This is a genomic window from Prevotella bivia DSM 20514 (assembly GCF_000262545.1).
Lineage (GTDB): Bacteria > Bacteroidota > Bacteroidia > Bacteroidales > Bacteroidaceae > Prevotella > Prevotella bivia.
Genome location: NZ_JH660660.1, coordinates 265,444 through 277,407, shown reverse-complemented (window position 1 = coordinate 277,407; position 11,964 = coordinate 265,444). Strand labels below are relative to the sequence as shown.

The 11,964-nt window shown below is 39.1% G+C and carries 7 protein-coding genes, 2 pseudogenes and 1 riboswitch; of the genes and pseudogenes, 3 read left to right on the top strand and 6 right to left on the bottom strand.

Going from position 1 to position 11,964, the window contains the following annotated elements; genetic code table 11:
* Positions 1 to 19: 19 nt before the first annotated feature.
* From PREBIDRAFT_RS03545 to PREBIDRAFT_RS10980, 5 genes and pseudogenes are all read right to left on the bottom strand, one after another.
* On the bottom strand, positions 20 to 2,113 hold the full coding sequence (locus PREBIDRAFT_RS03545) for a TonB-dependent receptor (protein WP_004335547.1): 2,094 nt from the start codon (positions 2,111 to 2,113) through the stop codon (positions 20 to 22).
* Positions 2,114 to 2,161: 48 nt separating this feature from the next.
* Positions 2,162 to 2,411, bottom strand: a riboswitch (cobalamin riboswitch).
* Positions 2,412 to 3,276: 865 nt separating this feature from the next.
* Positions 3,277 to 3,975 carry a hypothetical protein gene (locus PREBIDRAFT_RS03540; protein WP_036862949.1) on the bottom strand — a complete coding sequence of 233 codons (699 nt, stop codon included), beginning with the start codon at positions 3,973 to 3,975 and terminating at the stop codon, positions 3,277 to 3,279.
* A gap of 509 nt (positions 3,976 to 4,484) precedes the next feature.
* The gene (locus PREBIDRAFT_RS03535) at positions 4,485 to 6,038 is read right to left on the bottom strand and encodes a DUF438 domain-containing protein (RefSeq protein WP_004335556.1); all 1,554 of its coding nucleotides are present in this window, start codon (positions 6,036 to 6,038) and stop codon (positions 4,485 to 4,487) included.
* A gap of 4 nt (positions 6,039 to 6,042) precedes the next feature.
* Complete coding sequence (locus tag PREBIDRAFT_RS03530; protein WP_004335559.1) at positions 6,043 to 6,345, bottom strand: cupin domain-containing protein; 303 nt, start codon at positions 6,343 to 6,345, stop codon at positions 6,043 to 6,045.
* A 158-nt stretch (positions 6,346 to 6,503) separates the two neighbouring features.
* A pseudogene (locus PREBIDRAFT_RS10980) lies at positions 6,504 to 6,635 on the bottom strand (TraQ conjugal transfer family protein); the annotation flags it as partial.
* Positions 6,636 to 6,841: 206 nt separating this feature from the next.
* Here PREBIDRAFT_RS10980 and PREBIDRAFT_RS03525 point away from each other — a divergent pair.
* A complete protein-coding gene (locus PREBIDRAFT_RS03525; protein ID WP_050772579.1) occupies positions 6,842 to 7,276 on the top strand; it encodes a hypothetical protein in 435 nt (144 codons plus the stop codon).
* Positions 7,277 to 7,363: 87 nt separating this feature from the next.
* Here the strand turns inward: PREBIDRAFT_RS03525 and PREBIDRAFT_RS03520 are convergent.
* Positions 7,364 to 8,644: pseudogene (locus PREBIDRAFT_RS03520) on the bottom strand (malic enzyme-like NAD(P)-binding protein); the annotation flags it as partial.
* Between the two features lie 196 nt (positions 8,645 to 8,840).
* On the opposite strand from PREBIDRAFT_RS03520, the gene PREBIDRAFT_RS03515 reads away from it, so the two are divergent.
* Both PREBIDRAFT_RS03515 and PREBIDRAFT_RS03510 read left to right on the top strand, forming a co-directional pair.
* Positions 8,841 to 10,241: a GDSL-type esterase/lipase family protein gene (locus PREBIDRAFT_RS03515; protein WP_004339215.1), complete on the top strand. Its 1,401-nt coding sequence runs from the start codon at positions 8,841 to 8,843 to the stop codon at positions 10,239 to 10,241.
* Positions 10,242 to 10,271: 30 nt separating this feature from the next.
* A complete protein-coding gene (locus PREBIDRAFT_RS03510) occupies positions 10,272 to 11,819 on the top strand; it encodes an MBOAT family O-acyltransferase (RefSeq protein WP_004335567.1) in 1,548 nt (515 codons plus the stop codon).
* Positions 11,820 to 11,964 lie beyond the last annotated feature (145 nt).

The window sequence follows — 11,964 nt, the reverse complement described above, 5'->3', positions numbered from 1 at the left end:
TAAATATTGTTATTGCGTTTTATAGTTCTACTTGTAGCCCTATGGTTCCACTCGTGCCGGGCATAGGATAGTTGGCTATCACCTCATAGCGTTGGTTGAATAGGTTATTTACCTCTAATATCGCTTTGCAGGGTAGTTTAGCTAAGCTGAATTTGTATTGCAAATTAAGATCGTGTGTAGCCCAAGCTGCCATGTAATAATAGGGAATATTGTCTTGTGAGCTATACCTACTGCCCGTAACGATAGCGCTATAATTGAGTATGAAGTTAGCGTAGTCAGCCCCTAGAGTTACTGATCCGCTGTGGTGCGGAACGTAGGGTATTTGGTTTTTATAATAAGAATCATGCTCAGAGGTAATATCCAAAGCCGATTGATAAGTGTACTGCGACTTCACCGAAAGTAGTAGTGGTTGCGCTTTCTTGCCCATAGGAACAGCCATATCAAAACCTGCGGCTACATCTACGCCCATTATTCTAACTGTGCCAAGATTGATCATCGTCCAGCGAAACTGTTTTCCTGTAGGGTAGGCTATAATCTTGTTATGAATGGTGTTATAGTAAGCATCTAATTGTAGGTGTACACGTTTTGCCCATGCTGCTAACCATTGGTGAGAGAATGTAGTACCTAAGTCGTATTGCGTAGCTACTTCTGGAAGGAGTTTGGGATTACCAAAATCGATGTAGTAGAGATCGTTGAAGGTAGGCATACGGAAGTTGCGCTTAGCAAATGCACGTAGTTCTAGATTGGTTTTGGAAATACCATTCTCGGCATACTCCGTGTGTACAATGGGAACGTTTACAAAAAGAGCTGGACAGAATTTGGTAATGGGCTTTGGTGGTTCAGCAAGAAGGTGTAGCGCTTTGAGATCATCGTCTATGTGGGTTGCTAGCAGTGATGCTTGTGCCTTCAAGAAGGGCAAGTCAATAGCTGTAGCAAGACTCACAAGGTGAGAGAAACGAGTGGGATAGTTGAAATTCTTCGTGTTTGCATTTAGTTTATTCCAACGGAAGTCGTAGGCAGCTGAAATTGTCCAATTAGGAATTAATTCGTATGCGTTTGCAGTGGAGAAATACACCTCTTGTTGCCAAAAGCTATTGTCGTATGCTATGTAGTTGGGGTTATCATTTTTATAATGTGTTTTGTAATAGGCATACTTTGCTAACCATTGGGTGGAAAACTTGTTAGTAATATCCTTTTGGAAACGTCCTTGAAAGAAAGCGTTAAGGTCGTTTAGACGTTCGGAGCTTCTCCATACGTTTTCTATGATTGCTCCCGGAATGCCACGCGATGAGTTATAGAGATACGCCTTAAAGTTCCAAAAGCCACGCGAGATAAGCCCGTGAATATTTGCCTCTACACGCTCAGCTAGTATATCGCCATTATGCCGAGTGGCAATGGTGTCGTAAGTGGAAACACCATCGTTTGCAAGCATTGTGTGGTGGAATTTATATTTTCCGCTTGCAGTGAGTAGCTCGGCATTTAACGATGTAACCACAGCAGGGGAAAGATGTTGTTCCCAAAGTGCAGAAAGATTGAAGAGGTCGCTTGATCCATATTTTATTTTCACTTTTAGGTTATAGTTTTTACCATTAGTGAAGCGTGGTAGGCGAGTGCGAATATATACGCTGCCAGCATTACCAAAGTCGGAGGCGGGTTGGAAGATAGAACTCTTCTGACCATTATAAAGCGTTATCTCATCTACATTGTCAAGCGAGAATTGTCCAAGATCTATCTGTCCATTTTGTGCATTACCTAGCATTACGCCATCATATACAATGCCAACATGCTGACTTCCCATGCTTCTAACATTAACGGTCTTGATACCGCCCACACCGCCATAATCCTTTACCTGTAAGCCTGCAAAGTAGCGAAGTGCATCGGCTATAGACTGGGTGTTGAGGCGTTCAAGGTCTTTTCCTTTTAGCTTTTGTGAGGGGATTATCTCGCGCTGTGTTAGGCGAGAAGTAATGATAACCTCGTTAAGCGTATCGTTGAGTGCCTTTAACTTATTATCAGCTTTGATCTTAGTGGCTGTAAGAAATAATAAGGCGATGAGAAAGATACAATGAATGTACCTTGGAGGTACATTATTCTTCCAATTATAAGGGTACATGGCGCTATTATACATTGATTGATGAAACAACATTCTTCCGCGAGAATAGATGTTTTAATAATATAGGCAGGTATTCTGACTTATAGCTAAACCCTAGCAAATCGCCTTCCCATTTCTCTTTACGGAAGCAGTGGCTTTTGTTTGCTAGTTCATACTGATATATATATATATATTAATGTGAAAAACCCACAAGTATTAGTATGATATTTTGCTATTTACAGCTGCGGGACAGTATCGGACTTACACCGATTTCCCTTTTTAATCATGTTCACAATGAACCTATATATGCGGTGCAAAGATACAAAGATACTTTGTAATAGACTAGAAATATTTATTAGAAGGCTTAAGCTTCTTGAGAGAAAATCATACTTTTGCTTCTATTTTAATTGGTATATAAGCATAAAAAATGGAAGAGCATACTCTTCACAAATACACTCTTCCTTACCACAACGTTTAAGGTTTTCGACAATGTTTGGAGAGATGGTGTAGTGGAGCATATCACATGTTGACTAAACCTACTCCTTGTGAGATTGTTTCATTTCTGTTGAGAAATATTATATGCACGTTTCAGTACATATTTCTCACAAAACATTTTTGCAAGTATGTTCGTCATTATTTGTTGGATGACGATTGTTTATGAATAGTTAGTAATAGTAATTCTGTTGCAAAGATATATTTTTTTTCCTTTTCTGCAAAAGAAAATAAAAAAAATATTTTCATTAAAATAAGTTTTTTATCCATTTTACGTATAAAGTGAGTGAAAGATTACTTCAGATGACATTTGCAGATTTATGAGCGAGGTATAGATAGTCTTTGCAGATGCTTGTGTAATTATGTTTTGCAGCAACTATTTTGGTAGACTCCAAAATAGTTGTTGTAAAAAATAAATATAGTAAATTATAGAAGGTTATCGTTCAGATCCCTTTTACAACGTAAAAGGTAACCTTTTGATGAGTAAAAGATTACCTTTTAATGAGTAAAAGGTAACCTTTTGAGGAGTAACAGGTAACCTTTTGTAACTCGTTGCCTATAAGAATGTTATAACGTTAAAAAACAGAACTTAACGCAATTATGTATGTAATGATTTTTCAAAGAACAATTATACATCGTGGCAAGTTGATATAGTTGTCTTTGAAACATACAATTCTATTCGTCCTATTAAGCTATTTTTTCTCCTTTTCTTCTACTTGTTTTTTAGCATACTTGCTACCATCCATATTTAGATAAACATGCCTGCCTTTGCGTTTAGCATCAAAGTAGGGTGGCTCTTCGCGAAGTGAAATGGAGTCGTAATCAAATGGAATTACAATGGTATCTTTACCATCTGGCAAGATAACTCCCATTTTCCCCTCTAGCTGAGCTATAATAGGTAGTATTTGGAAAGTGCCAACATACATATAACAAGTTCGCAAAAATTCGTATTTAGGACTAACGATCACATTCCCTTTATAGTCTGCAATGCCGAACTTTCCATTTTCTTCAAACACCGTATGATACCTTATATATATATCGTTAATAAGTTGGAGATATTGCACGATACGCCTTTTATCATTAATAAGAGTAACAAGATAGCTATAGGTATCGCAATAGTTTGCCATAGCACGAGCTAAAACAAGCTTCATATCTAATCCTTTTAACGCTTTTCGATTAAGGTCAAGATACTGCGCTATAGTAGCTTCCTTCTCGTCTAACGAAAGTCCTTGCAAATGTTCTTCGAATAAGAGCATTTGTTGTTTGCTACCACTCATTGCTTTAATATATCTATGAATTTGCCTACAAATTTCTTTGCATACAAAGTGGCGAATTTGATACACCTCTATAGGATCGGTATATTCTAGGTTAAAGTTGTCTTGTGTTATCATAAGCCGTCCTCCGCTTTTTCGCAAAGATAGTGTATCTTTCACATTTAGCCAAAGTTTTATTCTGTTTTTTTATATTTGCTTCACGGCTCTTTCATTTAAAAAGTCTTGGTTCTTATTCTAAATATCATTATTTTATAGCACGCCAGTAACACAGTGAAAGCTGTTTTTTTCTAAAAATACTACCATAATTATATGGTATTTAGCTATTGATATTCGTGTGGTATGATAGGTTTAAACGAGTGCATCTACGGTACTATCAAGGAAGCTGAACAATCCCTCGGTGGAGATCCTCAAATCTTCAGCGAGAAACGGAAAATTCTTCGGAACTTCGAAATCTTTCTTCCGAAGTTTCATTTCATTCTTCCGAACTTTTATTTCGACCTTCCGTGAAGAATTTTCGTTTGCTCTGTGGAGTTTTTTGATTTCCTCAAGAGGTCATCATATGTAGTCCCTAGAGGAAAGGATTATAATGCGTCAGCCCTGTTCTCTGTTATTTTAGGATAAGGAATTTATTCCTCTCGCTTATACTTAGCGATGAGTTCGTTTAACATAGAAAGTATGCCATCAATGGAAATGCCACTGCGCTCGCTCATCATAGCGATGGTTGCTTTAGGAATGATAATGCGTGCGAGAGGTGAATTGAGCATTTTAAAAGCAGAATTCATACTTGGCAAATCTTGCCGTAGCTTTGGGTAGATTTTGAACAAATCCTGTAAGCGAGTATTGGCAGAGAGTTCTATTATCGAGCCTTCTCTTGTTGCAGGCGTATCGTCTGGAGTAGACTTTTTCGCCTCCATTGATTTTACTCCTTGCATGTCATTTGACCACGTCAGCAACGTACGTGAACCTTGAAGCTCACGAATACGATTACAATCTTGCATCATTTCGAGTACTCCCCTAAATCGTCCTTCTGAGTCACGCACAGCAACATAATAAATATAGATGAATACACCAGGTTTGTTAATCCAAAAATCCACACTATCCTGCTCACCCGAGCGGAATTTGGCAATGATTTCCTCAACGAGGTGGACGCTGGTGCGCGGATGGCAGTTCTTCACATCACGTCCGATAACATTCTTGCTACGTGGGAAGATGCGGTGGTTGGTATCTGAATAGAAGCGAACGAGTTCGTTTTCATCTACATAAGATATATCTATAGGAAGATGCTTGTAAATGAGGTTGATTTGTTCGAGGGAGAGTTTGCCTGTTGTAACATCGAAAACTCGGCATGTATCGTCTCCCCCCAGACCATATTTACTAAGAAGCGCAGATAGTTCTGAGGTAAAACCGTCAGGGACTGTTGTGGATTGGGGTTCTGTTTTGTCAGTATTTTGGAAATTCTCTACATCAATCCATGCAAAGCCAATTTCGTAATCTCCCAGACGCATCTGTTCGAATTCTTCTGGAGTTATCATCGCCAAAGCAGTTGGGTAGAGTACAGATTCTTCTTTCTGTAAAAGATCCCGCACATCTGCCACAATAGTAGACTGCATTGCCAAAAACTCTTCTTCTTTGTCTTCTTCAATAAGATTTTTAGCATCACGTATTTCGTCTCGTACAAAGTCATCGAGCAACCACATCGTAGTCGTTGGGCGGTCAAATCCTTTCTGTTCGAGTATGGAGTAGAGCTGATTCTGCTTACGTGAAAGGTGAGTGCGAAAAGCCGCTATTTGGTCGTACAATTCAAGCCACTGGTTCTTGATAATCGGATATTGTACAAGATCTTCTATAGAGAGCATAAAGCGACGCATTTCTTCGTTCTCTCTGTAGTAGCACATGATAGGGTGGTTAAGAGGAAGATTTGGGCGACTAGTGTCCATCACTTCATCAAACAGCTCAATCATTTTTTGAATATCCTCCTTATGACACTCATTCTCTTCAATGGTTTTGAGTTCTTGTTCTGCCAATGCAATTTCATAAGGGTAGATTTTCCCAACTTGCTCTCTTATTCGGGTTCTACCCTCTTCCAATGAAATATCTCCTCGTTGGTATTCTTCTTTAATCTCGAGTATTTTGCCGAGTTTTTCAAGGTCTACATGCGGCAGATGTTTTTTCATATCCATAACGTCATTGTCTGTTGATGAGGTAAACGAAAAAATCACTCTCTTCTATGGCATTTATGCCTACATGAGCTTCGCCAGGAAAATGTAAAACGGTACCTGTGCTGATACGATGTACCTCGGTATCGTCAAGAGTAACTTCCACAGTTCCTTTCACTATAGTGAAGTATACTTCCTGTCCTTTATGGTCGTGTGAGGGAATTTGTTCTCCGCTTTTCAATTGCAGGTGTACCAGCATGAATTCTTTGTTGTCAACAACCTTGCCTAAGGCGCTGATTTTCTTGCCGATATGATTGATTGATTGTTCCATAATCTCTTTTTATTTGGTTATGATTAATATCTGTCTGCTACAAATGTACGTAAAACATTTGAATGACGTTCGTTTTGATGTCATATATTTGTATGTAGATGTATTACAGCCTATTGCAACTGTGCAAAGCTAAATAAGATGCTATTGCTTATGCTCTCTTAGCTACTTGAACGCTTGCTTGTATCTTCATTGTTGAAGTTGAAAGTCCGTTGCTGAAGCTGTCCGAAGTTGTCCTCCACGTAGATGTCAATCGTTTGTCGGTCGGTAGAGAGAGGTTTATGAACCAATCTCTCTTATATCGTTGTAGGACAACACATTATATATTTTAATAAGTCTGTACTGTAGCATTTTTGTAGCAGTTTTTTGACTGACTGTTGCATAGCACTTTGACTATCTTTTGAAAGCATTTCAGCTCTCTCTTTATGGTTGCAAAGGTATAAAAAGTAAACTAATCACCAAATGTTTGGTATAGAATTATTTGCAGCCTTCACGGCTCTTGCACGGGACTGACCTCATTGCAAATAAGGAGAAGTGGAACGGCAACCTAACCATCATAGATTATGAGTGCGAAACTGTCAAAAAATCAACAGGAAGCTGCACTACTGAGAAAAGGCTGTATGTAAGCAGCCTGCCTGCGAACACACCAAGATTAGGGACATTGGTGCGTAATCATTGGTCGATAGAAAGTATGCACTGGAGGCTAGATCGTAACCTGTTACAAGACAAGATAAAACGAAAGTCGGCAAGGGCAGCCCGCAATTTAGATACCATACAAAGAATTGTCTACTCCGTGTTCTCAATATGGAGAGGACGGAGAAAGAAAAAATCCGACAAAAGAAAGGGCATAGCAGAACTGATGAGACATGTTTCATTGAGTTTCACAAAACTATTGCCTTTTCTGTATCAAGATACCAATGCTACTATAAAATAAAAAAGGAACTATGAACCTTAAAATAAGCAGTTCACAATTCCTTATCTTTTATACTTATTGTATGTTGATTTTGTTTCTCAATTACATAGTAACGCTATTTCGCAATTGACGTAGATGCTCCTTGTAAGCATCAAAGTCTTTAATTTCAGTGCGCGCCACACCACTTTCTATAGCAGCCTTAGCAACAGCAGCACTCACCTCTACGATCAAACGGGGATCAACGGGTGTTGGAATAAAATATTTTGCCCCAAAGGTAAGTTCTGTATTATTGTAAACCTCTTTTACAACATCGGGTACTGGCTGTTTAGCAAGATCGGCAATGGCTAGCACTGCGGCCATCTTCATCTCTTCGTTGATAGCAGTAGCATGAACATCGAGCGCACCACGGAAGATGTATGGGAAGCCCAATACGTTATTAATTTGGTTAGGATAGTCGGAACGACCTGTCGACATTATCACATCGGGACGTGCTGAGATAGCATCCTCGTATGTAATCTCAGGGATAGGATTGGCAAGGGCAAAAACGATAGGGTGGTTAGCCATAGAGCGCACCATATCTTGCGATAAGACATTCCCCTTTGACAAGCCTACAAAAACATCTGCTCCCTTAACAGCTTCCTCTAAAGTGTGTACATCTCTGCGATCAGTAGCAAAGAGTTGCTTCTCTTTAGTAAGGTTTTCACGATCGGAGGTAATCACGCCTTTTGAGTCGAGCATTAAGATATTTTCTTTCTTTAAGCCTAGAGACATATAAAGTTTTGTACACGAGATAGCAGCAGCACCAGCACCATTTACTACAAGTTTTACTTCCTCAATGTTTTTCCCAGCCACTTCTAAAGCATTCTTTAGTCCTGCTGCCGAGATAATAGCCGTACCATGCTGATCATCGTGCATAACAGGAATATCTAGCGTACGCTTCAGTCGTTCCTCAATGTAGAAACATTCAGGGGCTTTAATATCTTCGAGGTTAATACCACCAAAGGTTGGTGCTATGCGTTCCACTGTTTCACAAAACTTATCTGGATCTTCTTCGGCAACTTCAATATCGAATACATCAACGCCACCATATATCTTAAACAGCAAGCCCTTACCTTCCATTACGGGTTTACCACTCATAGCACCAATGTTACCTAGTCCTAAAACAGCAGTGCCATTGCTTATAACAGCTACCAAATTGCCTTTATTAGTATATTTATAAGCATCGTGTGGATTTTGCTGTATCTCTAAGCAGGGATATGCCACACCTGGGGAGTAAGCCAAACTCAAATCGGTTTGTGTGTTGTAGGGTTTAGTAGGTTTTACTTCAATTTTTCCAGGACGCCCAGTGTTGTGATATTCAAGAGCTGCTTCCTTTGTTACTTTAATCATATTTCTTAGTCTTTTTTTTGTTTGTTCTGTTTCTGTATATCAGTGTAAGGTATACACGTTACAAAGATACCAAATTCACAATAAAACGATGTGAATATTCATAAGTTTTTTGTAATTTTGCTCCCTAATAAATATAAGTAACTCTATAATAACACCAAAAATATTTTTCTTGTAAACTAAGGCAAGAATATAAATAATGAAAAGTAACATCCATAAGCCTTTATTGCTTACATGCTTGGTAGTCATAATCCTCGTGTTGCTCCACTTCCTACCAACTATCAAGATAGCAGGAACCGAACTTCGTAAGATAGATATATTGAGCGATTTAATCCATAAAGAAAAAACATCAACCTCGGCGATTATCACCTCTTCAAATAGTGTTATGAAAATTACCACAGGCGATGGTCGTAAGATCAACTTTAAAGAAGAGTGGGGGAAGGGTGTAGAACCTATTACCGATTATGGCACTAATACAGGCAATAGCCTAGACGATTTCTATGCTAATCTTACCAAGCTTGCTGCCCATGAAGCAGTGGGACATCCTGTGCGCATTGCTTATTTTGGCGACTCGTATATAGAAGGCGATATTCTCCTTGCTGATCTGCGAGAGGATCTGCAAAACAAGTATGGTGGCTATGGGGTAGGCTGGTTAGACGCTGGTAATGATATTAATCAATATAAGCATACTACCACTAATAAATTCTCAGGTATAGTAGAGCACATGGTAAAGCGTCCCGACTCATACGATGTTACAAAGGCTGGTATAGCTGAGCGTTATTATACGCTGTCAGGTCCTGCTCAAATAAGTCTTGCACCTTTTGTCCTTCACGAATACAAGCGCACTGATATATGGAGTAGTACCAAACTTTATCTTCGTCCAACGGCAGGTGCTAATGTTACTATCAATATTGACGGTGGTAAGCAACAGACCATCGCAGTATCTCCATCTACAGATATTCAAATTGCCGAGTTAGCAGGTAAAACTTCAAATGCACTTATAAAGATTTCAAGCAGCAATGCGACACTTTTTGGTACTGCACAAGAAGCCGAAGAGGGTGTTGTAGTAGATAACTTTAGTATGCGTGGATCCGATGGGCAATCGCTAGCTAAACTGCCTGAAGCTATGTTAAAGCGTTTTGCTGCTATTCGTCCTTACGACTTAATCGTGTTCCAATTTGGTGTTAACGCTGTTGATGCAAACACTACTCCCGAACGTTTACAGAAGTATATTAAGGGAATGGGTAAGGCAATAGAACTCTTTAAGCGTGCTTTCCCTAATACAAGTATTCTTATAATGGGTGCTCCAGATCGTGGTTCAAAGGCTTCACCTAATGGAACAATGAAGGGAATAGAAGAACTAGAGCGCTATCAAATGAAGCTAGCACAAGAATGTAAAGTGGGTTTCTATAGCTTATTCAATGCTATGGGAGGGGCTGGCTCTATGTTGCGCCTTGTTGATGAGCAAGGTATGGGAACTAAGGATTATGTACACATTAATTATAAAGGTGGCAAGTATATCAGTGAACGCATTTTTAAATCAATTGTGGCAGGGCAAGGCAACTATGCTCGTCGCAAGAAAATGATAGAAGAACATTAATCCCCCCCTTTTTTAATACCGTATATATACATGGACTTTAACAACATATTTGATACAATTCTTAGCTTTTTCAGTGCTTTAGGTAGTCAATTTGCAGCTTATTTCTCATCATTAGATGCTGCTAATATTCTTTCTATTTTACAGTACGATCCTCGTAACCCATTGCTATTTTCTTCGGGAGCTTTTCTTTTTATCTTCCTTGCTTTTATGCTGGGGTATTGGGGTTTCCGCAAACAACTCTCGGCACGCTTACTTTTCGTAACGCTCTTTTCTTATTATTTCTTTTATAAGAGTAGTGGGATCTACTTCCTATTATTAGTAATCATTACGATTTCCGATTTTTATATCGCACGCCGAATAGCTCAAAGTGAAAAGAAAAAGACTTGGCTTGTCCTCTCGTTATTTATCGATTTAGGTATGTTGGCTTATTTTAAATATACCAACTTCTTTGCAGGTATGGTGAGCCAAATGATAGGTAACAACTTTCAGCCATGGGATATTTTCCTTCCTGTAGGTATTAGTTTCTATACTTTTAAGACTATATCTTATACCGTTGATGTTTATCGTGATAAGATGAAGCCACTAGAGAGCTTGCTTGATTATGCTTTCTATGTTAGCTTCTTCCCTACATTGTTAGCAGGACCCATTACGCGTGCCAACGATTTTGTTCCACAAATTCGTAAGCCTCTTCATCTTTCCAATGAAATGTTTGCGCAGGGCGTGTTTCTCATTGTTATTGGTTTGCTTAAAAAGGCAGTAATCTCCGATTATTTATCCGCCAATTTTGTGGATCGTATTTTCGATAACCCATCGCTCTTTTCAGGAGGTGAAGTTTTACTAGGGCTCTATGGCTATTGCTTCCAAATTTATTGCGACTTCTCTGGCTATTCTGATATTGCTATTGGTATTGCGATGCTCCTTGGATTTACTATTCCTCAAAACTTCAATGCACCGTTGCAAGCCGACTCTATGACCGACTTTTGGCGTCGTTGGCACATCTCTTTATCTACATGGATACGCGACTATGTATATATTGCGCTAGGTGGTAATCGTTATGGAAAATGGCGTATGTATCTCAATCAGATGATAGCTATGACGGCCTGTGGGTTGTGGCATGGTGCTTCTTTAAACTTTATTGTTTGGGGAGTGCTGCATGGTTTGTTTGTATGTGTGCATAAATTCTGGTCGCAAACTATCTTACATCACGATAAGCGCTATCATCCTGCAGGTATCAAACGCTTCTTTTCAGTGTTTATCACTTTCCACATTATCACCTTCTCGTGGCTACTCTTCCGTTGTCGCGACTTTCAAGCTGTGGGCATCATGGTGCGTCAAATGTTCACCAAGTTTAATCCTAGTGTATTGCCCGATGTCTTTGTGGCTTATAAATATGTATTCCTCCTCATGGGCTTTGCATTGCTCTCGCATTGGATTCCCACTTCATGGCAAAACAATTGTATTAAAGTGCTTCAGCGTACAGGTGTAGTTGGCGCAGCAATAGTTCTTGCATCGGTCATTTTTATTATTATGCAAGTGAAAAGTTCTGATGTTCAGCCATTTATCTATTTTCAGTTCTAAAGCCTTAAAAAGATAAGAAGAAAGCGTAAAACTGTCTTATGAGAGAATTTAAAATGTGTTATAAGATAATTAAAATTCTCTCATAAGACAATTTGAAGCCTATAAATAGGCTGTACGAATAACGACTTTTTAAAGTAGCTCCCTT

Bases quoted from the DNA above. Each gene is read 5' to 3' on its own strand.
- PREBIDRAFT_RS03545 (WP_004335547.1), bottom strand. From the start codon at position 2,113: ATGTACCCTTATAATTGGAAGAATAATGTACCTCCAAGGTACATTCAT.
- PREBIDRAFT_RS03540 (WP_036862949.1), bottom strand. From the start codon at position 3,975: ATGATAACACAAGACAACTTTAACCTAGAATATACCGATCCTATAGAG.
- PREBIDRAFT_RS03535 (WP_004335556.1), bottom strand. From the start codon at position 6,038: ATGGATATGAAAAAACATCTGCCGCATGTAGACCTTGAAAAACTCGGC.
- PREBIDRAFT_RS03530 (WP_004335559.1), bottom strand. From the start codon at position 6,345: ATGGAACAATCAATCAATCATATCGGCAAGAAAATCAGCGCCTTAGGC.
- PREBIDRAFT_RS03515 (WP_004339215.1), top strand. From the start codon at position 8,841: ATGAAAAGTAACATCCATAAGCCTTTATTGCTTACATGCTTGGTAGTC.
- PREBIDRAFT_RS03510 (WP_004335567.1), top strand. From the start codon at position 10,272: ATGGACTTTAACAACATATTTGATACAATTCTTAGCTTTTTCAGTGCT.